A 25,395-nucleotide genomic window follows, 5' to 3' on the forward strand; every position below is an offset into this window, starting at 1 on the left:
CGTGCTCCTTAAATTGACAACTTATTGATACGCTTGCCACCGTACAGCAAGTTCACGATTGCACGTGTTCCCACAATAGCAGTGAACATTGAAGTCGCCACACCAATACTGGTGGTGATCGCGAAGCCCTTGATAGAGCCAGTACCTACTGCATACAAAATAACAGCCGTAATCAGTGTAGTCAGGTTTGCGTCGATGATACTGGAGAACGCCCCTTTATAGCCTTCGTGAATTGCTTGCTGTACCGTACGGCCATTGCGCAATTCTTCTTTGATACGTTCGTTGATCAATACGTTCGCATCCACGGCGACGGCGAGCGTCAAGACAATACCCGCAATCCCTGGCATGGTCAGCGTCGCCCCTGGCAACAAGGACATAATACCAACGATCAGCACCAGGTTAGCCAGCAATGCAGAACTCGCAATCAGACCAAACTTGCGGTAGTAAATCACCATAAATACGATAGAAGCAATCAAGCCCCACAAACACGCTTCAAGACCCTGCTCAATATTCTGCAAGCCCAGAGTTGGCCCTATCGTACGCTCTTCCACAATCTGGATTGGCGCAATCAACGCCCCCGCCCGCAGTAACAGTGATAACTGACGAGCTTCAGTCGGATTGCTAATGCCGGTAATGCGGAAACTGTTACCTAAACGTGCTTGAATAGTGGCAATGTTGATAACTTCTTCTTGCTTAACCAAAATCGCACGACCATTGGCATCTTTCTTGCCGCTGTCCTTATATTCCACAAACAGCGTTGCCATTGGCTTGTGCAGGTTATCTTTGGTGAAGTTAGACATTGCTGTGCCGCCAGCGCTATCCAGGGAAATATTCACCTGTGGATAACCGTTCTCATCAGCACTGGAGGTAGAATCGGTGATATGGTCGCCCGTCAGAATAACGCGCTTGTACAGCACTACCGGGTTGCCATCACGGGTTTCTTTCACTTCTGAATCAGCCGGAATACGGCCATATTGCACGACATTTTGATCAACATTGGTATTGACCAGACGGAATTCCAGCGTTGCGGTTGCACCGAGGATTTCTTTCGCGCGGGCAGTATCCTGAATACCAGGCAGTTCAACCACGATACGGTCTGCGCCCTGGCGTTGAACCAGAGGTTCCGCAACTCCTAATTGGTTGACACGGTTACGCAAGATAGTGATGTTCTGCTGTACCGCATAAGAACGGGCTTCACGCAGACGTTCATCACTCATCACCACTTTCAGCGTACTGTTTGCTTCATTAGAGAACACTAAATCACGGTGACGAGGTTCAAGATAGCTTTCCGCTTTAGAACGTGCATCATCATCACGGAAACGAACTTCGACGCCATAATTATCCGTTTTACGGATAGTAGAATAAGGGATGCCTTGATCACGCAATTCAGAACGCAGGCCATCAATATTCTGTTCCTGCAATTTACCCAGCGCGGTTTCCATATCCACTTCCATCAAGAAATGAACACCACCACGCAGGTCAAGACCCAGTTTCATCGGTTCAGCAGCGACTGCTCTTAACCAGACAGGCGTTGCAGGCGCGAGGTTCAATGCCACAACATACTGTTCACCCAGTGCAGAAACCAACGCTTCACGCGCACGAAGCTGCACATCAGTGCTACTGAAACGAGCAAGAATTGCGCCATTTTCCAATGCAATGGACTTGCTCTTGATTTGATCTTTTTCTAAAACATTACGGACTTGGTCCAGCGTTTTTTCACTGGCGGCGATGCCTCGCGCGCCAGTGATTTGTACAGCCGGATCCTCACCATAAAGGTTGGGAAGTGCATAAAGCAAACCGATGAGGATCGCAGCGATCAGCATCAGATACTTCCACAAAGGATAACGGTTCAACACGGCAGTTCCCTTCGGGAAAATCGGAAAATTAAATAGCCTTCATTGTACCTTTCGGCAAAATGGCAGCAACGAAGTCACGTTTGACAGTTATTTCTGTGGTGTCATTCAAGGCAATAACAACATAACCGGTATCAGACACTTTAGATACACGACCAACCAAACCACCAGAAGTCAGTACTTCATCCCCTTTGGAGATGGAATCCATCAATTTTTTATGTTCTTTGGTGCGTTTTTGTTGTGGACGCAGGATCATGAAATAGAAAATCAAACCGAAAACAACCAGCATGATAATCAGAGAATATGGGCTTCCCTGAGCTTGCGCTGATGCACCAGTAGCTGCCGCAGCTTCAGAAATAAAAAAACTCATCAAATTTCCCTCATTGTTATCGAAAATGTGACTGTCGAAAATATGGCTATTGAAAACATTGCTGTTGAAAAAATAGCTATTGAAAATCGACAGTGGCTCGATCAAAAACCAGCCCAATATGCTACACATATTGAGACTGATTAGTCACGATAAATTATATATTTAACGGCGGAACGGGTTTACCGATCTGCTGATAAAACGTTTCAACAAACTGTTCCAGTTTGCCTTCTTCAATGGCCTGACGAATTCCAGCCATCAAACGCTGATAATACCTTAAATTATGTATCGTATTCAGCCTTGCACCAAGAATTTCGTTACAACGATCAAGGTGATGGAGGTATGCCCGACTATAATTGCGGCAAGTATAGCAGTCACAATGCTCATCCAACGGAGAAATATCTTCTTTATGTTTGGCGTTGCGGATTTTGATAACCCCTTCGGTCACAAACAGATGACCATTGCGGGCGTTACGTGTTGGCATCACACAGTCAAACATATCGATGCCTCGACGAACACCTTCAACCAGATCTTCCGGCTTACCGACGCCCATCAAATAGCGAGGCTTATCCTGTGGGATCTGAGGGCAAACATGTTCCAGAATACGGTGCATATCTTCTTTAGGTTCACCGACAGCCAGTCCCCCTACAGCGTAGCCATCAAAGCCGATTTCCACCAGCCCTTTTATGGAGATATCGCGCAAATCTTCGTAAACACTGCCCTGAATAATGCCAAACAAGGCATTTTTATTGCCCAGCTCATTAAACCGTTGACGACTGCGGGCAGCCCAGCGCAATGACATTTCCATGGAACGCTTCGCATAATCCCAATCAGCAGGATATGGCGTACATTCATCAAAAATCATGACAATATCGGAACCCAAGTCATATTGGATTTCCATGGATTTTTCCGGGCTGAGAAACACAGGCGTTCCATTAATTGGGTTACGGAAGTGAACCCCTTCTTCCTTGATTTTACGCATGGCGCCGAGGCTGAAAACCTGAAAACCACCAGAATCGGTCAGAATAGGGCCTTGCCACTGCATAAAATCATGCAGGTCACCATGCAGCTTCATGATTTCCTGTCCCGGACGCAACCAAAGGTGGAAAGTATTCCCCAACAGTATTTGCGCTCCTGTTTCTTTCACCTCTTCCGGCGTCATGCCTTTTACCGTGCCGTAAGTTCCCACGGGCATAAATGCCGGGGTTTCCACAACGCCACGATCAAAAATAAGACGACCACGACGGGCATTCCCATCCGTCTTTTGTAACTCAAATTTCACTTAACCTCCAGACATCAGAAAAACAGTCTGATGCTTGACATAAAATGATGCATTCTAAACACTAATGATGCCACTGTACACGCCAGCCTTGTGATATACAGTATGTCAATTTCTATAATTTAACCTTGCTCTTGGGCACGAACCTGCATCACATTCCACTCCGAACTTTCGCATAAAAAAACCGCAGTTAAGCGGCGTTAGAAATGAGAAACCCGCGCGAGCGGGTCGGGTTAACTATTTATGTCTGTTAAGCGACCTTATGGCGCTTATTTGCTGATTTTCTTTTTTCATTTTTCATCGCCTTGCTGTGAGCTTCTGTCAGTATCCGTTTTTTCTCACTATTAACAAAACGATTTAAAACCTGCCGGATTAACGGCTGATAACCTAATCCATTAAGATCAGCTATCATTTTCAGGTCTTCTATCAGAGACTTATTTAACCTGATTGAAATTGGCTGTAAGTCTAGTGCCTCATTAATCAGTTCTTCCGTGATATCATCAGATACTTTAACGTGAGCCTCACTGCAACCAAGCTCACCGCTTTCCCATGCCTCATCAGTAGAAGCTATCAGGTCTGTTCGCTTATCAGTTTGTCTGCTCATTTCTCTGTTCCTAGGCCGTATTTTCTGTAAATTCTCAATTCATCTTCGTTAGGTACATAGGCTGTTCTTATAGCTACCCCCTTATCAGGGTAATAAATAAAGACTACCTTTAATTTAACACCGTAATCAGTTTCAGATATAAACCACTTAGTTGGCGGGTCGGTTTTGTTGTCTTCTCTTGTATCCTCAAGAAAACGCCCAACCCGATTAGAAAAACACTGGAGTATATCCTCTTCATTAACAGGTGGATTCTTACCTGCTAACTTCAATCTGATATTTGATGATATTAAGAACTTCATATGACAGCGTCTTTAACCTATGGTTAATTTGTATATACACAATACACCACAAAACAGATCAAAACAACTCAAACAGACTCATGAATAACTAGTTAACATATTGTAATTAATTAATAAATAAATAAAATAAATAAAAATTACAATTTTTTGTATATACAAATTATCTGAGGAATCCCATAGGTAAGTATAAAACTGTGAAGCAGTAGATGTCCTGTTTAGGTTTAGCCAAATATAGCGGCGCTGTCACATTCTTGGCACAGCCCAATAATTATGGCAGCCAGCAACAGCATTTAAGGCTAGTAACTGGCTGAAATGAAGAGTATTTTGATTTTAAAATCTTTTATTGCAAAGCACTTAATTTATATCGACACCTTTCTTCTGGCATTCACTCTTCTAATACTCGTTCTTTTGCTGCTATTTTATTGCGATTAATAAACATGGCATCACCATAACTAAAAAAGCGATATTTTTCTGCTACCGCTTCCTTGTAAGCATTCATGGTATTCTTATAACCGGCAAACGCAGAAACCAGCATGATAAGTGTGGATTCAGGCAGATGGAAATTGGTGATCAGTGCATCTACAACCTGATATTCAAATCCAGGATAGATAAAGATTTGGGTATCATCGAAAAATGGTGCGAGCATCCCACCCTGACAAGCTCTCGCGGCACTTTCCAGTGAACGAACTGATGTTGTTCCTACAGCAATAACCCTGTTGCCACGCGCCTTACATGCCAGTACTGCATCCACGACATCCTGTGGCACTTCCGCATATTCAGCATGCATCACATGATCTTCGATGGTTTCTACTCGTACAGGCTGAAAAGTACCAGCACCAACGTGCAGGGTGACAAAGGCCATTTCAATGCCTTTTTCACGCAAGGCAGCTAACAGAGGTTCATCAAAGTGCAATCCGGCAGTCGGTGCTGCCACTGCGCCTGGGCGTTCATTATAGACTGTCTGATATAGCTCACGATCCGCAGCTTCATCAGGACGAGCGATATAAGGCGGCAAAGGCATATGACCAATCTGTTCCAAAATAGTCAATACATCACGCTCATCATCAAAACGGATTTCGAATAAAGTATCATGACGCGCCAGCATCGTTGCCTTAATGTCCTGAGTCTCGCCAAGGATCAGTTCCGTGCCTTCTTTCGGAGCCTTGGAAGCACGAACGTGAGCAAGCACTCGCTTATCATCCAACATCCTTTCGACTAAAACTTCCAACTTTCCCCCCGTCGCCTTACGGCCAAACAGGCGCGCAGGGATAACGCGGGTATTATTAAAAACCAGCAGATCACCAGCTTCCAGCTTATCCAGCACATCAGTAAAAACACCGTGCGTCAGTTTGCCTGTTTCACCATCAAGGGAAAGCAAACGGCAAGCACTTCTCTGTGGCTGGGGATAGTGAGCAATCAGCTCTTCTGGCAGTTCAAATGTAAAATCAGCGACACGCATTTTATCTGTATCATTCAAAAAAACAGGCGGACTAGTCTAGTGCTGCAAGCGCAAGGGTGCAACAAAGAAGCATCGGGTTTAACTATTTACGGTGTATTCTTTACTGTATACTCTCACTATGAATTTTCTCGCACACCTTCATTTAGCTGCATTAGCGGAAAGTTCCTTATTGGGGAATTTGATGGCGGATTTCGTCCGAGGCTCCCCAGAAGGCACATTCAGTTCTGACATTGTAGCGGGTATCCGTATGCACCGTCGGGTAGACAGCCTGACGGACAAGCACCCACTTGTCATGGAAGCACGCAAATTATTTCGCCCCGAATATCGGCGCGTTGCCCCCATTACCCTTGATATCATCTGGGATCATTTTCTTTCTCGGCATTGGGACAAGTTTGAAAAAAATTACTCCCTGCCCGAATTTATTAGTCTTGCCCGCAACAATATAGAGCCTCATCTCGCTTCAACTCCTGAAAAATTCCAGGAATTGAACAACTACCTCTGGTCACAAAACTTGTTCATCCGTTATGCCGATATGTCATGCATCGCCAATGTCTTGCAAAGCATGGCTCGCAGGCGTCCAAAATTATCCGCACTGACAGGATCGTATCAGGATATAGAAAATCATTACCTTGATTTTGAAGCACTATTTTGCCAGTTCTACCCAGAAATGATGGCACTAGCATCAAACAAGCACCTGCTTGAGTAGCAATTGTCTTGAACTTTTCATCACTTGAATTTTTCATAAATAGTTTTATCTTATGTAGTCTAAAAGGAATTAAAAACAGCTTATTGATAGGTAAAATCTATTATAAAGATTGGTATTTTATCCTTTATTGCTATAACCTAATTCCTTATGCTGTAACCCGTTTTTATATAACATCTTTTTAAAATCACAGGAGTCAATTATGGTTTTAGTAACCCGCCAAGCCCCTGACTTTACGGCTGCCGCAGTTCTCGGTAACGGTGAAATTGTTAATAACTTCAATCTGAAAAAACACCTGAATGGCCGTCCTGCTGTTATTTTCTTCTGGCCAATGGATTTCACTTTCGTCTGCCCTTCTGAGCTGATTGCTTTCGATCATCGCTATGAAGAATTCCAGAAACGTGGTGTTGAAATTGTTGGTGTATCCTTCGATTCTGAATTCGTTCACAACGCATGGCGTAAAACCCCAATCAGCGAAGGCGGTATCGGCGAAGTCAAATATCCAATGGTTGCTGACATTAAACGTGACATCATGAAAGCTTACGGCATTGAGCACCCAGAAGCTGGCGTTGCTCTGCGTGGTTCTTTCTTGATTGACAAAAATGGTGTTGTTCGTCATCAAGTGGTTAACGATCTGCCACTGGGCCGTAACATCGATGAAATGCTGCGTATGGTTGACGCTCTGCAATTCCATGAAGAACACGGCGAAGTTTGTCCTGCACAATGGGAGAAAGGCCAGGAAGGTATGGGCGCTTCACCTGAAGGCGTAGCAAAATACCTGACCAAAAACGCTGACAAGCTGTAATCCCGTTAGGATTCAACCAGTCCATAACATATAACATAATGTTATGAAACATTCCAAACCAGCCGCTCAATCGGCTGGTTTTTTACTTTCAAAAATCCTGAGCTTTAGATAAGGTAAATTACTCATTCGCAACAAAAACACTCAAATCAATTAACAGTTGATTAGTAACAATTTGCCAATCCTCAGGAGAACAACACATGTTCAAAGCATGGAAAATACCACTTATCGCTGTATCCCTACTTATTTCTACCCCACTTTATTCTGCCACTGAGCCAGCTGTTGAAGCTAAACAGGGCATGGTTGTCAGTTCACAACGTCTTGCTTCACAAGCTGGCATAGATATTCTCAAAATGGGTGGGAATGCCATTGATGCCGCTGTTGCTGTTGGATATGCCCAGGCAGTTGTTAATCCCTGCTGCGGCAATATTGGCGGTGGTGGCTTTATGACTATCCATCTTGCTAATGGAAAAGATACTTTCATTAATTTCCGTGAAACAGCCCCTGCCGCTGCTGACGCTGATATGTATCTGGATAAAGATGGAAAAGTTATCAAAGGTGCCAGCCTGTATGGTTATAACGCGATTGCTGTACCAGGCACAGTCATGGGATTTGAAGAGGCATTGAAAAAGTACGGCACATTAACTCGCGAACAAGTCATGGCTCCGGCCATCAAACTGGCGCGCGAAGGCTATCTACTGACCCGTGGCGATACCGATATTCTGGACACCACAGTGAAGCGTTTCGCTCAAGATCCAGAAGCTGCCCGTATTTTCCTGCGCAAGGATGGCTCGCCATTCGAACCAGGGGACAGGCTTATCCAAACCGATTTAGCCAACACGCTGGAAATGATTGCCAAACATGGGCCTGATGCTTTTTATCACGGCAAAATTCCCCAATTAGTTGAACAAGCATCAAAAAAATCAGGCGGAATTATTACCGCAGCGGATTTTGCCAATTACCGCATCACAGAAACAACTCCCATCACCTGTAGTTACCGAGGCTACAAGTTTATCTCTTCTCCACCTCCCAGCTCTGGCGGAGTTACGTTATGCGAGATATTAAACATCATTGAAGGCTACGATCTTAAGTCCATGGGATACAACTCTGCTGCCTATATTCACACATTGACAGAAGCCATGCGCCACGCCTATATGGATAGAAATACCTATCTGGGTGATCCCGCATTTATCAATAACCCGCTTGATCGACTGTTGAGTAAAAGCTACTCTGAATCGATCAGAAAAGAGATTCAACCTAATAAAGCCACTCCATCGGTGAATATCCAACCAGGCATTGGCTCCCATGAAAAACCAGAAACCACCCACTATTCCGTGGTAGATAAAGAAGGAAACGCAGTATCAACAACTTACACTATCAATGGACGCTTTGGTGCTGTTGTAATTGCGCCAGGAACAGGCTTTTTCCTTAACGATGAAATGGACGACTTCACAACTAAAGTTGGTGAGAAAAACCTGTACGGGCTAGTGCAAGGTGCAACCAACTCAATAGCTCCTGGTAAGCGCCCACTATCATCAATGAGCCCAACACTCGTGACCAAAGATAATAAAATCTTCTTGGTCTTAGGTTCTCCTGGAGGTTCACGCATTATCTCCATCACGCTACAAGCTGCCCTGAATATCATCGAATTCAACATGCCACCACAAGAAGCAGTCAATGGCTCACGGATCCATCATCAATGGCTACCTGACGAAGTCTATTATGAACAACGTGGTTTATCGAAAGACACTCTAAACTTACTGGAAAAAATGGGCTACAAAATGGTGAAACAGACACCTTGGGGAGCAGCAGAATTAATCATGATTGGATTGCCGGGTGCCGCTGGTGTGACTCCACAATCATCAGGCAATGATTCAGCCGTATCAGGTATTGTCCGTGAAGGCTACATTTACGGCGCCAACGATGCACGGCGACCTGCCGGTGCCGCTATTGGTTATTAATCAGAATAAATCAACAAAAAAGGGTGAGCTGTTTTCAGCGGCTCACCCTTTATCATCTAATAACGCCATTTACATCATGTGCATCATGAACAAACTTTATTCCTACTTTTCTTCAGGCTGCACTTCATACTTTGGGAGTTTTACACCTCCTACGATGCGATCATAAATAGCGCACACAACAATCGTCAGCACAGTGGGTAATAACCAAGCCAAACCTTGATCCGCTAATGGCAAATGATTCGCCCATCCAGGTAGTAAATGGGATAAATACTCAGAAGCTTTTATTGCATCCAAAATTCCAAACAGCAAGCTGATAGACATGGCAGGAGCCAAAATGCGGGTGAAATTATTCCACCAACGAATGGTAAAGCTCAGTAATATCAACGCGATACAGGGTGGATAAATTGCTGTCAATACTGGAATTGAGAACTTAATCAAGTGGCTTAAGCCCATGTTAGAAACCAGCATGGAGAATGTACCTAAAATCAGTACCAGAGCACGATAAGACAATGGTAAATAACGGCTGAAAAATTCAGAGCAAGCACAAGTCAAACCGACAGCAGTCACCATACAGGCAACGAAAATTAGTAGCGCGAGGAAGAAACTGCCGTAGTTACCAAAAATATTTTGGACATAGGCGTGCAAAATCACAGCACCATTCTCTGCTGTAGGCACTAACGTGCCACTACCTTCCCCAAGTTTGAATAAAGAGAGGTACACCAACGTCAAGCCAAGACCAGCAATCAAACCAGCCCACATGGCATAGCGCGTCAACAAAGAAGAAGCTTCGACCCCTCTGGAACGGGCTGCATTGACAATAACAATACCGAATACCATTGCGGCCAGTGTATCCATTGTCAAATAGCCATTGACAAAGCCATTTGAAAACGGAATTTCCCGATAAGTTTCAATAGCAGGAACAGGGCCACCTGCCGGCCACAACACAGCCGCAATTCCCAAAATGGCCAACGCCACGATTTTGATTGGAGCCAATATATGACCAACGTTATCCAGTAGTTTGCCCGGATACAATGAAATCAGCACCACAAGTGCAAAATAGATCACACTATAAATAAATAGAGGAAGATCACCTGTTCCGGTAAGTGGTGCAATACCCACTTCAAAAGAAACCGTTGCGGTTCTGGGTGTTGCAAACAGGGGGCCGACAGCTAAATAGCAGACCGTTGCCAGAATCAGACCCGCAGTTTTTCCAATCGGTGTACTGAGTGCTTCAATGCCCCCACCCACTTTTGCCAAAGCAATGACGGTAATGACAGGCAAGCCAACAGCGGTTAGCAAAAAACCGGCTGCTGAGATCCAAACGTTCTCTCCTGCCTGCAAGCCAACCATAGGCGGAAAAATAATATTTCCCGCACCAACAAACAAGGCAAAGGTCATAAAGCCTAATGCCCAAATATCCTTAGATGATAAACGGTATGCCATAATGATTGTTAATGTATTTTTGCCAAAAGAAATGCATCTGCGACAGTAACTATCGCTAGCACTTGAATTTTCACTGGCGAGACCGAATTCTGATTTAACAGTCAGTGAGTAACACAATATTCACTGATAATCGCAAGATACAGAATGATAGTAGTAATAACAGCTAGAATCGCCAATAACTGTCCCCAAGTAAAACTTTTATAGCGCTAAAAGGCAAGCGTAAAACCAAAAACCAGAACAATATCCTGAACTGGTTTTTAAAATCAGTTATTATTGTTATCTATCATTGAATACACACTATATGATTTGTGTGTTTTTTTGCTCATGCGCATTTTTTGTTCATGGCGGTTAATAAATCATTTTGTCATAAAACTGTTTTTGGCAGAGGCAATAAGCCGAGGCGCCAATAAAAAGCTAAAAACTGAGCCATTTCCTAAAGTACTGGCAATATCAAGATGAGTATTGCAGTGATGCAATGCATGTTTCACTATCGCCAAACCTAATCCATTTCCCCCAGTTTGACGTGAACGGGCCTGATCGACGCGATAAAAACGTTCTGTCAGACGTGGTAAATGCTCCACACTAATCCCACCACCATTATCTTTCACTTTGAACAGTGCACCTTGGGAAACATGTCGCCAACTCACCTCAATCCTTGTGCCTGAAGGGGTATGTCTGATGGCATTATAAACAAGGTTGGACATTGCACTGCGCAGTTGTTCTTCATTACCAAACACATTCAGTGTTTCATCGATATCAAACACAATATCATACTGCTCATTTCCCAAGGTCAACGCTTCCCGTTGCAATATTTTCAACATGCTGGGAACATCCACGACTTCATTCATGTCCACTTGTGGCCCTCCTTCAATTTTGGAAAGATGCATCAGTTGCTGCACCAGGCCATCCATTCTTCGTATTTGTTCCTGCATCGTACCGATAACCTTCTGGTTCACCTTATTGCTGAACGTCTGATCCTCCATCATTTCCAGATAACCTTGCAGTACAGTGAGAGGAGTTTTGAGTTCATGACTCACATTGGCAAAAAAATCCCGTCTGGTATTTTCCAACAATCGTTTTTGGGTGATGTCGCGCGCGATCATCAATAATTGTTTCTCAGAATAAGGCATAATGCGGAACTCCATCATATTGCCATTATTCAATTCGATGGACAGAGGGTGGGAAAAATCATTCGCTGTGATATAACGGCTGAAATCAGGATAGCGAAGCAGGTTGAAAATATGCTGACCATTATCCTCAGGCCAGCGGAACCCTAGTAAATGTTGTGCCAGACGATTACACCAAAAAATATTACCTTCCGTAGTCATTATCACTATGGCATCCGGCAAAGATTCAGCTCCATTACGAAAGCGTTTGATGAGTAATGCGAGTTCACGACGCCGTTTGCGATTGCGTTGCTGCATCTGGTAAATACCATAAAAGATAGGTTCCCAGCCGCCACGACCGACAGGCGGTAACATATTGCGATCCAACCATAACCAATCAGATAATTTCAGCAAATTATAGCCATGCCATACCAGAGCCAAAAACAGTGCGATAACCAGCAGCCATGCCAAGTGACCGATAAAGAGAGACAAAATGACAGCGGGCAAGCAAAAAAGCACAAGCCCCCATACCAACTTTTTCCAAGATAAACGCTCAAGCACGTGACTTTACCCCAAACAGTCAATAGCGGGTAGAAAAGCGATAACCTGTACCACGCACTGTTTGTACCATCTTAGCGTGATCCCCTATCTCCAACGCCTTACGCAAGCGTCGGATATGTACATCAACCGTACGATCTTCCACATAAACATTTGTTCCCCACACATAGTTCAGTAACTGTTCACGACTATAAACACGCTCAGAATGAGTCATAAAAAAGTGGAGAAGCTTGAATTCAGTTGGCCCCATTTCCAAATCTTGTCCCTGACTGGATACGCGGTGGGATGACGGGTCCAGAATCAATCCATCCATATCAATAATATCTTCCGACTCTATAGGTAAAATACGTCGCAAAACAGCCTTAACCCTGGCAATCAATTCCTTAGGTGAAAACGGCTTCGTTATATAGTCATCAGCACCGACATCTAAACCACGTACTCGATCTTCTTCCTCCACCCGAGCCGTAACCATAATGACGGGGATCGCCTTAACGTTATTATCCCGCTTCATTTGCCGGATAAGTTGTATCCCTGAACCTCCTGGCAGCATCCAGTCCAATAATACCAAATCAGGATAAGGTTCAGACAAACGTCTTATTGCTGTATCGTAATCTTCGGCTTCAATGGCTTCGTAACCGTTTTGCTCCAGTACAAAACAAACCATTTCACGAATCGGCACTTCATCTTCAACGACCAAAATGCGTTTAACCATGATCAATCCCGTTAATATCATTAAGGTTAGTGATTTTCACTGCAAATATTATGAGTCAATTTTATGACACTTTTATGAAACCCCGTATTTCTCAATTAACAAGATACAAACTGGTTCCCAAAGAAAATCCTGTATCTTTGTCATATTTCATTAAAGATGCAAACCAGCTCGAAAATTCAGTAAAGGATACCAAATTACACAGGACATCCCTCACTCTGCCATTATAATTAGCACCTGTAACAGACGAGAAGTAGTGGGCTGGAAAAACAACCAGGGCAACGGCGGGAAAATCATGCGAATCATTCATACATCTGACTGGCATCTTGGCCAATATTTCTTTACTAAAAGCCGCGCCGCTGAACATAAGTATTTTTTGCAGTGGTTGATTGAAAAAATCGTGCAACATCAAGTTGACGCACTCATTATTGCCGGTGATATTTTTGATACCGGTTCCCCGCCCAGCTACGCACGCGAACTTTATAACAAATTCATTGTGGCACTACAGCCTACAGGCTGCCAACTTGTCATTCTCGGTGGAAACCATGATTCCGTTGCCACACTCAATGAATCTAAATCCCTTCTCTCTTACCTGAATACTACTGTGATTGCTAATGCTGAAACCGAAGATATAGCACAGCAGATAAAGATCCTGCATAACAGAAATAGTAATGCAGGAGCGATTCTCTGCGCTATTCCCTATCTGCGTCCACGGGATATCATCACCAGCCAGGCTGGGCAATCTGGCACACAAAAACAACAGGCGCTACAGGATGCTATCACCGAATATTACCACAGACTCTACCAGCAAGCCTGTGCGTTACGAGAACAGCTCGGCCAGCCATTACCGATTATTGCCACTGGTCACCTCACTACAGTGGGAGCTTCCACTACGGATTCCGTTCGCGATATTTACATTGGCACATTAGAGGCCTTCCCCGCACAATCCTTCCCTCCTGCTGACTATATTGCACTGGGGCATATCCACCGCCCGCAAATCATCGGTAAATCAGAGCATATCCGCTATAGCGGCTCCCCTATTCCGCTCAGTTTTGATGAAGTGGGGCAGGAGAAAAGTGTCTGCTTAGTGGATTTTAAAGCAGGCAAGCTCGATAGCATCACACTTTTACCGATCCCACATTATCAGCCTATGCAGCTTATTCGTGGTAATTTGAAACAAATCGAAGAGCAATTACAATCTTTCAAGGAATATCAAGGAAAGCGTCCGGTTTGGCTGGATATTGAAGTCGCAACCCAAGATTACCTGCCCGATATCCAAAAACGCATCCAAACCCTCAGTGAAGGCCTGCCTGTTGAAATTATTCTGCTACGCCGCAGCAAAAGCGCTCGCCAACTGTCATTGTCTGAACAAAATAAAGAAACACTTACCGAGCTAAGCGTAGATGAAGTCTTCGAGCGTCGTTTAGCGCTGGCGGAAATCGATGACCCCGCACAAAAACAACGCTTGACTACTTTGTTTAGACAAACGCTGGATGATATTTCTCAGCAATAACATGAAGAGAACATGCCATGAAAATTCTTAGCTTACGGCTGAAAAATATCAACTCCCTGCAAGGTGAGTGGAAAATTGACTTTACGGCAGAACCATTTGCCAACAATGGATTATTTGCCATTATCGGCCCAACTGGTGCAGGAAAAACCTCCTTATTGGATGCCATTTGCCTCGCCCTTTATCATGAAACACCAAGGCTAAACACCATTTCTGCTTCGCAAAATGAATTAATGACCCGTCATACCGCAGAGTGTCTTGCTGAAGTAGAATTTGAAGTCAAAGGCATTACTTATCGGGCATTTTGGAGTCAGCGCCGTGCTCGCAACCAAGCAAATGGTAAACTCCAGTCCCCAAAAGTAGAATTGGCCCTCAAAAAAGAGGGAAAAATCCTGGCTGATAAAATTCCAGAGAAAAAAGAAAAAATTGCCGAAATAACTGGACTGGATTTCAGCCGTTTTACCAAATCTATGCTTTTGTCACAGGGAAATTTTGCCGCATTTTTAAATGCACAGGATAAAGATCGGGCAGATCTACTGGAAGAACTAACCGGTACAGAAATTTACGGCATTCTGTCCCAGGAAATTTACCAACGTCATAAAGAGGCACAATCTGAACTGAACATTCAGCAGGCTAAAGTCTCTTCCATTGAATTACTCACGCCAGAGCAACAACAGGCATACAAAAATCAACAACAACAGCTTATTGCAGAAGAAACCCAATTCAGCCAACAAATAAAAGCATTGCAAACAGCCGAGCAGTGGTTGTTACGACAGGATGAGCTACAGCAATCACTGGTCAGCAGTGCTTCGCTTTTGCAACAAACTGAGCAAGTAATTCAAGAAGCACAACCTCAATTGCATCAACTTGCTGCTAGCGAACCAGCAGAGAAAATCCGTCCATTATGGGATGCACAAAACCGAGCCACTCATGAAAAACAGCGGATCGTGGAACAACGCACAAAAATAGAGCATGAACGCCAACAACAACTGGCAATGCTGCAACCTGCTGAACAGCAACTGGCGCAGTTGGAGAAAAAACGGGAAGAGCATCAACAGCATCAAAATCAGCAAGAAAAGCTCATCTCAGAGCAAATTATGCCACTCGATCATAAAATTGATATTCAATCTAAAGATCTACTGAAGCTTGAACAAGAAATCGCAGGACAAAACCGCGATCTCACAGACATCTTATCCCAACACCAAACCACACAAGATCGAACGGTTGCCTTAAATAACGAACAAAAGACGTTGGAATCCTACTATGAGCAACACCCTTATTACCGCAATTTGGACAGCAAGCTGCCAGAATGGAAACAGCTATTCACTCGCCAGAAAGAACGACAAGAAAAAGTAGACCAGCTTACCCAAAGTACCCAACAAATTGGCTCAGAGCTTGCCCGTACAACCGGTTATTTACATAAATTGGATGCAGAATTATCTAAACAGCAAGAACAGAGCCAAATACTGCGTAACAGCTTTACCGCTGCTGCAAACCAACTCACAACGTTGCAGAAAAAGCATCCATTGGAACAGTTGCGGAAAAATTTAGAGAATTATCAGAAACAATTGGTATCACAGAACCAATTGGAGATCTTGCTTCCCCATATCCAACAATTACAAACCATGATCTCAACGGATCAAAACCAATTGATCCAATCTCAAGCACTGGTAAAAGCCTTACCTGAACAGATCGCAACCTTCAATCAACAGTTGGCAGATAAGCAGCAACATTATGACGATCTCACCAATCGAATTCGTTTGGAACAACGGATAGTCAGCCTGGAAAAAGAACGGGCACAATTAAAAGAAGGTGAATCTTGTCCACTTTGCGGTTCAACTCATCATCCTTTAATCAACGAATACCAGAACATTGCCCTACCACATTCAGAAGAGCGCCTGAAAACCCTGCACCAACAAATTGATCAACTGCAAGAAAATCGTACAGCCCTACAGCAAAAACAACAGCTTCAGCAGCAGCAGGGCGAACAATTGCAGAAAAATATCGCACAACACCATACTAAATTGGCGGAATTGGTTAAACAATGGGAACACCATTGCCAGCAGTTACAGGCTACAGAATTACCGATGGAAGCAGAGAAGGTTAATCACTTTATCAGTCAACGACAATCTGCTTATCACCGACACCAAGCTCAACAGGAAGCGTTATTACAGGCAGAGAAAAACTATCAAGCAGCCGAAAAAGCACTTGCTGCCAACCGAGAACAATACCAAGCCTGTGAAAAGAGTATTGAACTGGAAAAATTCAAACAGGATTCAGCTCAAAAACAATTGGCAGAAAAAACAGCGGAAGCTCAACAAATAGAAGCCGACTATGCAACAACAGCACAACAGTTAAACAAGGAATTACAGCCAACCCCTTTCACACTCCCTGCCTATCATGAAACCGAAAACTGGCTGCAACAGCGTGAACAAGAATTAAAAAACTACCACGATTCACGGGAGAAATTGCAGCAACTACAAAAAGAACAAGCAGCCTTGCAAAGCAAACTGAGTGAACTAGACAAACAAAAAAATAAGCTCTCTACTCACCTTCATACTTTGAGGGAACAACAGCAGCAGCAAATGCATTTATTAGAACAAACGCGTCAGGAACGTCAGCGTTTATTTGGCGAACAATCCATCATTGCCGTTCGTCAGGCTTTGCAGCAAAAAACCAATGAATTGGAGCTCGCCTACAAACAAGCCACTTACCATCTGCAAACACAGCAAAACAAAATGAGTCAATTAATCGGTGCTGCCAGTGAAATAGAAAAAAGCCTCATCACTGCCGAAGCAAACTACAAACTTGCTATCAGCCATTTCCAAACAGGCTTAGAACAGCAAGGCTTTTCCGATCAACCATCCTTTGAACATGCCTTATTGGAACCGAAACAACGGGAAAAATTACAACAGTTACAAGAAAAACTTGAACAGCAACAATTGCAAGCTAAAACACGGCATCATGAATCAGAAGTGGCCTTGCAGCGACATACAGAAACGCAGCCACAGTTGCTTAATCAGTATGAACCTCAACAATTATCCACCATATTGACCTACGTTACGGCTAAGTTGAAACACAACAACCAACAACAAGGTGAAGTCAGAACCCTATTGAGCAGTGATGCAACTCGCCGCCAACACCAACACGAGTTACTGGCACAGATAGCACTCTCACAGCAAGCATATGATGATTGGAGTTATCTTAATAATCTCATTGGTTCTGCCGATGGCGCTAAATTCCGCCGTTTTGCTCAAGGCCTGACATTGGATCATCTCGTACATCTGGCAAATATCCGATTGGAAAAATTACATGGGCGCTACTACTTGCAACGCAAAGATGACGGCGGACTGGAATTACAAGTCGTTGACACCTGGCAAGCGGATGCCATGAGGGATACCAAAACGCTTTCTGGAGGAGAAAGTTTCCTTGTCAGCCTTGCTCTTGCACTCGCTTTGTCTGATCTAGTGAGTAACAAGACACAAATAGAATCCCTGTTCCTTGATGAAGGGTTTGGCACGCTTGATCCTGAAACTTTGGATATCGCTTTGGATGCACTGGATCACCTTAATGCATCAGGAAAAACTATCGGAGTCATTAGTCATGTAGACGCATTAAAAGAGCGAATTCCTGTTCAAATAAAAGTAGAAAAAAAGAATGGATTAGGTTTCAGTCAATTAGCTGCAGAATTTCGGGTTTAAACATGGAAATCAAATAATAACAACCGCCTGAGCAATGTGTATGGTGTGTATATAATATTCGAAGCGGAAAGGAGGCTAGCCTATGGAGAGCCTGCTTAAGCAGGCTCTTTAATTTAGTGCTTAATAATATAAAGATCCTTCGTTGATATCATCCCTAGAAGGTCGGAGTAATAGCCACCAATATAAGGCTTAACCAATATCGCAGTGACATAGTAATAAACGGGTATAATAGGAGTATCTTTTGTCATAATATCGAGCGAATGTTGAAAATCTTCTTTTTTGTTAGTTTCTCCTGCTTTACGAATCCAATTATCGAAGTCTTTATTAGAATAAAATGAGGTATTATTTGTTTGATTTGTTGTAAATATATTAAAAAAAGACATCGGGTTATTATAATCGCCAATCCATCCACCTCTAACGACGTCAAATTTACCTTGATGTTCATTCTCCAACATAACTTTCCACTCTTCAGTTTGTATATTAGCAATAACGCCGAGATTCTTTTTCCACATTGAGGTTGCAGCAATAGCAACTTTTTTATGTAAGCCTGATGAATTATAAACCAAATTAAATTTAAGAGGATGATCTTTATTAAAACCCGCTTCATTTAATAACTGTTTGGCTTTCTCATTACGTTGCTCTTGTGTCCATGATACATAATCAGGTTGTTTAAATTTAAAACCACCAATTCCAGGAGGCAAGATTGTGTAAGCAGGTATTTGCCCTTGGGCAACGACTTTATTGGCAATAATATTTCTATCCAAAGCAAGACTTAGCGCTTGTCGGATCCTAATATCTTTAAACAATGGTTCTTTATTGTTAAACTGATAGTAATATGTACTAAGTATAGGCGAAATATGAACTTGTGAACTTATATTTTTCTTTAATAAGGCAAACGATTCTAATGGAATTGTAAATGTAATATCTATTTCTCCAGCCAGATAACGATTTAAATCTGATATATCTGATGACAATGGAAGATAAGTCACTTTATTAATAACAGTATTTTTATTATCCCAATAATAAGGATTTCTCACTCCAACAATTTTCTCATTCACTTTCCATTCTGCTAATTTAAATGCACCACTAGAAACAAAAAACTCAGGTTGAGTCCATTTATCTCCATATTTTTCAACAATTTTTTTGCTAATCGGAGACGTAATAGTGAACGCCAGCATCTGCAAAAAATATCCAACCGGTTTTTCTAGCCTTACCTCCAAGGTCGAATCATCCAAGGCTTTTACACCGAGATCCTCCACTTTTTTCTTTCCAGCCAAAACTTCTTTAGCATTCACCACAGAAGCATCAACAAAATAGCTACCATATGGAGAAAGTGTTTTAGGATTTGTCAGCCGTCGCCAACTAAAAACAACATCATAAGCGGTAATGGGTGTACCATCAGACCATTTGATTCCTTTCCTCAAATGGAAAATCCACGTTTGATTATCCTTCGTTTCCCAGCTTGCAGCCAATTTGGGTATGATCTGGCCTTGTTTATCCGTGCCCACTAACGTATCAAAGAAATCATTGATAATATTTAGTGCTATATTACCTTCGACTTTATCGACATCCAGTGAAGCAGGCTCTGCACCATTATTGCGAACAATTTCTTGTTTTTCCGCTAATTGTGTGCCAAGTGGAATAACTGCGGAATAAGACGATGTGATACTACTCAATATAATACTGATAAAGTAACCTAATGTTTTAATTATTTTTTTGCTGATTTGATTTAACATGTCATGTCTCCCCATAGCTGTGCTGTAATTATTTATTTTTATCCTCCATTTTGTTTTCTATCCATGTTACAGCATGACATGCTATTTATTACTCAATAAATTATTTAGTGCAACAACAATAAATTTTTTATTGAGTATTTTTCAAATAGGTATTTAACATCACATTTTAATTTTCCATTTTAAATCAATTTAATATAGAAAATTCATTTAAACATACTCGCAATTAATTAAAAACCCATCCTAGAAATATAAAGAAATACTGTATTTATAACGATGTATTTATATCTATATATTTATGCACAATAGTTTTCAAACTACTGCACAGTAGCAAAGAAAATAATTAATAGATTAGTTTAATGTTTTAAAACAATCATAAGGTAAGCTACGAGTTCCTTTTCCCGATTGAAGTAGTCTTTCAGATAGCCACTCGCCCAGCATGCATCAATTTAAGGGATGGTATATGGGGGTATCAGATGAATTCTCATGGCCGTTAGCATGATCTTATTTGAATAAGAAATCAGCATCTTTAATGATTATGGGTATAGTTTGTCTATTATTTAAAAGATTACCTCAATTTTTATTGTGCTTTAGGTCAAGGTTATTGTATAAAAAAGAGGAGTAAAGAAATAAAAAAACATAAGGTTGTCTAATGAATAAGACCGAAACAGTTAATAAAAAGAAATTTAAATTTGGGCTAGGCTGGCAAATTTTAGCTGCTCTTATATTAGGAATTATTGTAGGAGCAGTTTTACATGACAATGAATACAAACAGTGGTTAATTGTTAATGTACTTTCTCCTGCTGGTAAAATATTTATCCAGCTTATTAAGATGATTGTTGTTCCGATTGTCATCTCAACATTAGTTGTTGGCATTGCTGGTGTTGGTAATACTAAGCAATTAGGAAAACTAGGCTTCAAAACAATTGTGTATTTTGAGATAGTCACAACAATTGCAATAATTGTAGGCATTTTTTTGGCAAATACGTTTAAACCTGGTGTAGGTATAGATATGTCTACTCTCCACCAAGTAGATATCTCTCAATATGAACGTACAACACAGCAGGTTGAAAGTCATTCACATGGTATTGTTAATACTATTCTATCATTAGTACCTGATAATATTTTTGCTGCGATGTCCAGTGGCGACATGTTGCCCGTTATTTTCTTTGCCGCGTTATTTGGTTTAGGCTTATCATCACTACCGAATGAAAAAAAACAACCTTTATTAACGGTATTACAAACATTCTCTGAAACCATGTTCAGGGTTACTCATATTATTATGATGTATGCTCCAATCGGAGTATTCTCGTTGATCTCAGTAACAGTGGCTAACTTCGGGTTTAGCTCATTATTGCCATTGATAAAATTAGTTATTTTGGTTCACTGTGCAATTCTATTTTTCGCTATCGTCATTCTTGGTTTAATTGCACGCTACTGCAATATCAACATTTTTATACTCTTTAAAATCCTCAAAGATGAATTACTGTTAGCCTATTCTACTGCCAGCTCAGAAACCGTATTACCCCGCATCATGGATAAAATGGAACAATATGGTGCGTCAAAATCAGTGACTAGCTTTGTTATTCCGATTGGTTATTCATTTAATCTCGATGGCTCAACGCTGTATCAGAGTATCGCCGCTATTTTTATTGCCCAACTCTATGGAATAGATTTATCGCTTTGGCAAGAAATTACGCTTGTCCTCACATTGATTATTACCTCAAAAGGAATTGCCGGTGTTCCAGGAGTCTCTTTCGTTGTTCTGTTAGCAACGTTGGGAAGTGTGGGGATTCCATTAGAGGGTTTAGCCTTCATTGCGGGTATTGACCGAATTCTTGATATGGCTCGTACCGCATTAAATGTAGTCGGTAATGCACTCGCTGCACTTGTTGTGGCTAAATGGGAGAGACAATTTGATCAGCAAAAAGCTAAACAATATGAAGAATCACTAATTTCTGAATAACATTTATTTTTAGTCGTATTATCCTGAAAGGAAAAGCAAGAATTGCTTTTCCTTTTTAACCGATATCACGCTCCACTACGGTTATTAATGCTCGATGATATAAAGATCTTTTGTGAAATATTCACCTCTTGTATTAATATTAAATCCGCCAACATAAGGTTTAACCATATTATGGTTCACATAAAAATAAATTGGAATAGCAGGTAATTCTTTGGTTAAGATATCTGATGCCTGTTGATAATAATCTTTAGCATTATTACTGCTTGCTTTTTCCACTAATTTATCAAACTCAACATTTTCATACATAGATGTATTTTTGACTTGATTAGATGAAAATATGGATAAAAATGTCATCGGACTATTATAATCTGCAACCCATGCCCTCCGGATAACATCAAATTTCCCCTGATGCATATTATCCAACATGACTTTCCATTCTTGATTCTGCAAAACAGCCTTTATATCAAGATTTTTCTTCCACATTGAACTCACCGCAATAGCAATTTTTTTATGTCCTTCCTGAGTGTTATAAAGCAGATTAAAGGTAAGAGGGTTATTTTGATTAAACCCAGCTTCATTCAATAACTCTTTCGCTTTAGCAATACGCTGATCCTGAGTCCAGGAAGCATAATCAGGTTGTTTAAAATTAAAACCGCCTATATTTGGCGTGAGCATTGTATAAGCGGGTAATTGTCCCTGTCCCAATATCTTATCCACAATGATATCGCGATCTATGGCTAAACTCAGTGCCTGCCTGACTCTGACATCATTAAATGGTGGTTTTTTATTATTAAACTCATAGAAATAGACTGTGGCTTTAGGAGAAATACGTACCTGATCAGGCAATGTTTTCTTCAGTGATGGAAAAGATTCTGCGGCAATAGTATGAGTAATATCGATTTCTCCCGCCAGATAACGGTTTAAATCTGCTTTTTCTGAAGAGAGCGGAAGATAGGTTACTTTATTGATCACCGTATTTTTATTATCCCAATATAGAGGATTTCTGACCCCGATTATTTTTTCATTGACAACCCACTCAGAGAGTTTATACGGACCACTTCCCACAAAGACCTCTGGCCTGGTCCATTTATCACCATGTTGTTTTACTGCCTTTTCACTTATCGGAAACATAACAGGATGAGTCAGCATCTGTAGAAAATCTCCGACAGGTTTATCCAGTCTCACCTCTAGCGTCTTGTCATCCAACGCTTTTACCCCAAGCTCTTCCGTTTTTTTCTTACCCGTCAATACCTGATTTGCATTCACTACAGCAGCATTTTCAAGATAACTCCCATAAGGGGAAATGGTATCGGGATCAATCAAACGCCGCCAACTGAATACCACATCATGAGCCGTAATGGGTGAACCATCTGACCACTTGATATCTTTTCTTAAATGAAAAATCCAGGTTTTATTATCATTAGTTTCCCAACTGGCTGCTAACCTTGGCTCAATATTACCCTGACTATTAACCTGAATCAGACCATCAAAAAAATCATTAATAATATTAAATTCGACATCACTTGAAACTTTATGTGTATCCAATGAAGCGGGTTCTGAACCATTATTACGCACAATTTCCTGTTTAGCGGCCAGTTTTACTCCTTCAGGAACAACAGCGGAATAAGATATTGCTATATTCCCAAACATGGCAGCGATAGCCAAAGAGAGAACTTTTATCTTTTTATTTATCGTTATTTTCTTCACATTCAATCCTTCATAACTGTATTTATTTTTTATATTTCAATCCGACACTTCTCTACAACGCATTGATTTACATTCAATGTTTAATAACATAGAGATCTTTTATCGAAATATAATCCATTGGGGTAACGTAAAATCCACCAACATCAGGCTTCACCAGGCGATTACTGACATAATAGTAAATAGGGATCACTGGAATATCATTATTAAAAATGTCCATTGCTTTTTGGTAATAAGCGATATCATTGGTTTCACCGGCTTTAATAACTGCCTGATCAAAAACATTATTGGCATATTGTGGTATATTATGGCTACTTCCTGTCAGGAAAGTATCCAAAAAAGACATTGGGTTGTTGTAATCCGCTGTCCATGCGTATCTGACAACATCAAACTTGTTCTGGTGCATATTATCCAACATCACTTTCCATTCTTGGTTTTGTAGGCTGGCTTGAACACCTCACATCTCTATCTATGGCTAAACTTAAGGCTTTTCTGACTCTAACATCATTAAACGGCGGTTTTTGCGTATTAAACACGTAATAGTAAGTACTGAGCATAGAATTAATATGAACTTGATCACCCAATGTTTTCTTTAATGATGCAAAGGAATCCAGAGGAATGGTCATAGTCATATCAATTTCACCAGCAAGATAGCGGTTTAAATCCGATTTTTCTGATGTGATAGCAAGATAAGTTACTTTATTAATTACCGTGTTTTTATCATCCCAATAATGGGGATTCCTGACTCCAATCACATTTTCATTCACTTTCCATTCAGATAGCTTAAATGCACCACTGCCAACAAAAACATCGGGATGTGTCCATTTGTCACCATATCTTTTAACCGCTTTTTCACTCACTGGAACCAAAATTGGATGGGTTAGCATTTGCAAGAAATAAGCCACGGATTTATCGAGTTTCACTTCCAATGTGAAATCATCCAGCGCCTTCACACCAAGTTCTTCCGCTTTTTTCTTGCCTAGTAATATGTCGTTTGCATTAACCACGTGTGCTGTTCCAAGATAGCTGCTATAAGGCGAACCCATTTCTGGATCAAGCAGACGTCGCCAGCTAAATACTACATCATGAGCGGTAATCGGCGAGCCATCAGACCACTTAGCGCCTTTTCTTAAATGAAATAGCCAGGTTTGGTTGTCACTCGTTTCCCAACGTTCAGCCAATCTGGGCTCGATATGACCTTTTCTATCGGTATAAACTAAACCATCAAAAAAATCATGGATAATATTCAATTCAACATTACTTTCTACTTTATGTACGTCTAAAGAGGCAGGGAAAGATCCATTGTTACGCACAATTTCTTGTTTTTCAGCCAATGGTGTTCCTGGAGGGACCACGGCAGAATAAGAGGGTGTGATATTTGTTAATAGTATTCCCATCGCGCAGGTAAGAATTGGGGTGAGCTTATTTTTCACTAAACCCGCCATGATTTTTTTCATATTTTGAATCTCCATTAATTACTCTTTTATTATTACATTACGATACCATTTTTATTTAAATTATAACTTCATTTAACTTTTATAAGTCCTCAAGAGAAATTAATTGCAAATTGGTCACCATAACCAGCTAATAATGTATTGATCTCATATTCCATGGTTTCCTGAGTCCAGGTGATAAAAC

The 25,395-nt window shown here is 41.5% G+C and carries 17 protein-coding genes and 1 pseudogene; 6 read left to right on the forward strand and 12 right to left on the reverse strand.

All coding sequences use genetic code 11. The annotated features are described in order from the left end of the window. Positions 1–8 precede the first annotated feature (8 nt). The 6 genes from secD to queA form a co-directional block, all read right to left on the reverse strand. Positions 9–1,856 carry a protein translocase subunit SecD gene (secD, locus tag Xentx_RS15810; RefSeq protein ID WP_074021390.1) on the reverse strand — a complete coding sequence of 616 codons (1,848 nt, stop codon included), beginning with the start codon at positions 1,854–1,856 and terminating at the stop codon, positions 9–11. Positions 1,857–1,884: 28 nt separating this feature from the next. Continuing rightward, on the reverse strand, positions 1,885–2,223 hold the full coding sequence (gene yajC / locus Xentx_RS15815; RefSeq protein ID WP_074021392.1) for a preprotein translocase subunit YajC: 339 nt from the start codon (positions 2,221–2,223) through the stop codon (positions 1,885–1,887). Between the two features lie 154 nt (positions 2,224–2,377). Next, on the reverse strand, positions 2,378–3,502 hold the full coding sequence (gene tgt, locus Xentx_RS15820; protein ID WP_074021393.1) for a tRNA guanosine(34) transglycosylase Tgt: 1,125 nt from the start codon (positions 3,500–3,502) through the stop codon (positions 2,378–2,380). A gap of 247 nt (positions 3,503–3,749) precedes the next feature. Continuing rightward, the gene (locus tag Xentx_RS15825; RefSeq protein ID WP_074021394.1) at positions 3,750–4,103 is read right to left on the reverse strand and encodes a hypothetical protein; all 354 of its coding nucleotides are present in this window, start codon (positions 4,101–4,103) and stop codon (positions 3,750–3,752) included. Beyond that, positions 4,100–4,402 carry a hypothetical protein gene (locus Xentx_RS15830; RefSeq protein ID WP_074021396.1) on the reverse strand — a complete coding sequence of 101 codons (303 nt, stop codon included), beginning with the start codon at positions 4,400–4,402 and terminating at the stop codon, positions 4,100–4,102. Before Xentx_RS15830 ends, Xentx_RS15825 begins: the two co-directional genes overlap by 4 nt. Positions 4,403–4,787: 385 nt before the next feature. After that, positions 4,788–5,861 carry a tRNA preQ1(34) S-adenosylmethionine ribosyltransferase-isomerase QueA gene (gene queA, locus Xentx_RS15835; protein WP_074021397.1) on the reverse strand — a complete coding sequence of 358 codons (1,074 nt, stop codon included), beginning with the start codon at positions 5,859–5,861 and terminating at the stop codon, positions 4,788–4,790. Positions 5,862–5,979: 118 nt separating this feature from the next. Between queA and Xentx_RS15840 the strand changes: the two genes are divergently transcribed. The 3 genes from Xentx_RS15840 to ggt all read left to right on the forward strand — a co-directional run bounded on the left by Xentx_RS15840 (position 5,980) and on the right by ggt (position 9,327). Next, entirely contained in the window at positions 5,980–6,567 is a 588-nt protein-coding gene (locus Xentx_RS15840; RefSeq protein ID WP_074021399.1) for an acyl carrier protein phosphodiesterase, read from the forward strand. A 199-nt stretch (positions 6,568–6,766) separates the two neighbouring features. Then, entirely contained in the window at positions 6,767–7,369 is a 603-nt protein-coding gene (locus Xentx_RS15845) for a peroxiredoxin C (RefSeq protein ID WP_074021401.1), read from the forward strand. 197 nt (positions 7,370–7,566) lie between these two features. Beyond that, positions 7,567–9,327, forward strand: coding sequence for a gamma-glutamyltransferase (ggt, locus tag Xentx_RS15850; RefSeq protein WP_074021403.1), 1,761 nt, complete (start codon positions 7,567–7,569; stop codon positions 9,325–9,327). Positions 9,328–9,429: 102 nt separating this feature from the next. Here the strand turns inward: ggt and brnQ are convergent, their stop codons facing one another. The 3 genes from brnQ to phoB all read right to left on the reverse strand — a co-directional run bounded on the left by brnQ (position 9,430) and on the right by phoB (position 13,146). Further along, positions 9,430–10,770, reverse strand: a complete 1,341-nt coding sequence (gene brnQ, locus Xentx_RS15855) for a branched-chain amino acid transport system II carrier protein (RefSeq protein ID WP_074021404.1) — start codon at positions 10,768–10,770, stop codon at positions 9,430–9,432. Between the two features lie 356 nt (positions 10,771–11,126). Then, positions 11,127–12,437, reverse strand: a complete 1,311-nt coding sequence (phoR, locus tag Xentx_RS15865) for a phosphate regulon sensor histidine kinase PhoR (protein ID WP_074021406.1) — start codon at positions 12,435–12,437, stop codon at positions 11,127–11,129. Between the two features lie 19 nt (positions 12,438–12,456). Further along, positions 12,457–13,146: a phosphate regulon transcriptional regulator PhoB gene (phoB, locus tag Xentx_RS15870; protein WP_074021407.1), complete on the reverse strand. Its 690-nt coding sequence runs from the start codon at positions 13,144–13,146 to the stop codon at positions 12,457–12,459. A gap of 292 nt (positions 13,147–13,438) precedes the next feature. Between phoB and sbcD the strand changes: the two genes are divergently transcribed. Next, positions 13,439–14,656: an exonuclease subunit SbcD gene (gene sbcD, locus Xentx_RS15875; protein ID WP_074021412.1), complete on the forward strand. Its 1,218-nt coding sequence runs from the start codon at positions 13,439–13,441 to the stop codon at positions 14,654–14,656. A 17-nt stretch (positions 14,657–14,673) separates the two neighbouring features. Beyond that, positions 14,674–18,354: an AAA family ATPase gene (locus Xentx_RS15880; RefSeq protein WP_074021408.1), complete on the forward strand. Its 3,681-nt coding sequence runs from the start codon at positions 14,674–14,676 to the stop codon at positions 18,352–18,354. 113 nt (positions 18,355–18,467) lie between these two features. Here Xentx_RS15880 and Xentx_RS15885 read toward each other — a convergent pair whose 3' ends face one another. Then, positions 18,468–20,090 carry an ABC transporter substrate-binding protein gene (locus tag Xentx_RS15885; protein ID WP_139292512.1) on the reverse strand — a complete coding sequence of 541 codons (1,623 nt, stop codon included), beginning with the start codon at positions 20,088–20,090 and terminating at the stop codon, positions 18,468–18,470. Positions 20,091–20,739: 649 nt separating this feature from the next. On the opposite strand from Xentx_RS15885, the gene gltP reads away from it, so the two are divergent. Continuing rightward, positions 20,740–22,053, forward strand: a complete 1,314-nt coding sequence (gene gltP, locus Xentx_RS15890) for a glutamate/aspartate:proton symporter GltP (RefSeq protein WP_074021410.1) — start codon at positions 20,740–20,742, stop codon at positions 22,051–22,053. Between the two features lie 84 nt (positions 22,054–22,137). On the opposite strand, the gene Xentx_RS15895 is transcribed toward gltP, so the two are convergent. Together Xentx_RS15895 and Xentx_RS15900 are read right to left on the reverse strand one after the other, a co-directional pair. After that, complete coding sequence (locus Xentx_RS15895; RefSeq protein WP_074021416.1) at positions 22,138–23,703, reverse strand: ABC transporter substrate-binding protein; 1,566 nt, start codon at positions 23,701–23,703, stop codon at positions 22,138–22,140. Between the two features lie 130 nt (positions 23,704–23,833). After that, positions 23,834–25,214: pseudogene (locus tag Xentx_RS15900) on the reverse strand (ABC transporter substrate-binding protein). Positions 25,215–25,395 lie beyond the last annotated feature (181 nt).

The organism is Xenorhabdus thuongxuanensis (assembly GCF_001908095.1).
GTDB classification, from domain to species: Bacteria; Pseudomonadota; Gammaproteobacteria; order Enterobacterales; family Enterobacteriaceae; genus Xenorhabdus; species Xenorhabdus thuongxuanensis.

What these genes read in the sequence shown, in the direction of transcription:
- Xentx_RS15880 (WP_074021408.1), top strand. Translation starts at nt 14,674, where the DNA reads ATGAAAATTCTTAGCTTACGGCTGAAAAATATCAACTCCCTGCAAGGT.
- Xentx_RS15830 (WP_074021396.1), bottom strand. Translation starts at nt 4,402, where the DNA reads ATGAAGTTCTTAATATCATCAAATATCAGATTGAAGTTAGCAGGTAAG.
- Xentx_RS15895 (WP_074021416.1), bottom strand. Translation starts at nt 23,703, where the DNA reads ATGTTTGGGAATATAGCAATATCTTATTCCGCTGTTGTTCCTGAAGGA.
- sbcD (WP_074021412.1), top strand. Translation starts at nt 13,439, where the DNA reads ATGCGAATCATTCATACATCTGACTGGCATCTTGGCCAATATTTCTTT.
- phoB (WP_074021407.1), bottom strand. Translation starts at nt 13,146, where the DNA reads ATGGTTAAACGCATTTTGGTCGTTGAAGATGAAGTGCCGATTCGTGAA.
- Xentx_RS15845 (WP_074021401.1), top strand. Translation starts at nt 6,767, where the DNA reads ATGGTTTTAGTAACCCGCCAAGCCCCTGACTTTACGGCTGCCGCAGTT.
- queA (WP_074021397.1), bottom strand. Translation starts at nt 5,861, where the DNA reads ATGCGTGTCGCTGATTTTACATTTGAACTGCCAGAAGAGCTGATTGCT.
- ggt (WP_074021403.1), top strand. Translation starts at nt 7,567, where the DNA reads ATGTTCAAAGCATGGAAAATACCACTTATCGCTGTATCCCTACTTATT.
- yajC (WP_074021392.1), bottom strand. Translation starts at nt 2,223, where the DNA reads ATGAGTTTTTTTATTTCTGAAGCTGCGGCAGCTACTGGTGCATCAGCG.
- brnQ (WP_074021404.1), bottom strand. Translation starts at nt 10,770, where the DNA reads ATGGCATACCGTTTATCATCTAAGGATATTTGGGCATTAGGCTTTATG.
- Xentx_RS15885 (WP_139292512.1), bottom strand. Translation starts at nt 20,090, where the DNA reads ATGTTAAATCAAATCAGCAAAAAAATAATTAAAACATTAGGTTACTTT.
- Xentx_RS15825 (WP_074021394.1), bottom strand. Translation starts at nt 4,103, where the DNA reads ATGAGCAGACAAACTGATAAGCGAACAGACCTGATAGCTTCTACTGAT.
- gltP (WP_074021410.1), top strand. Translation starts at nt 20,740, where the DNA reads ATGAATAAGACCGAAACAGTTAATAAAAAGAAATTTAAATTTGGGCTA.
- Xentx_RS15840 (WP_074021399.1), top strand. Translation starts at nt 5,980, where the DNA reads ATGAATTTTCTCGCACACCTTCATTTAGCTGCATTAGCGGAAAGTTCC.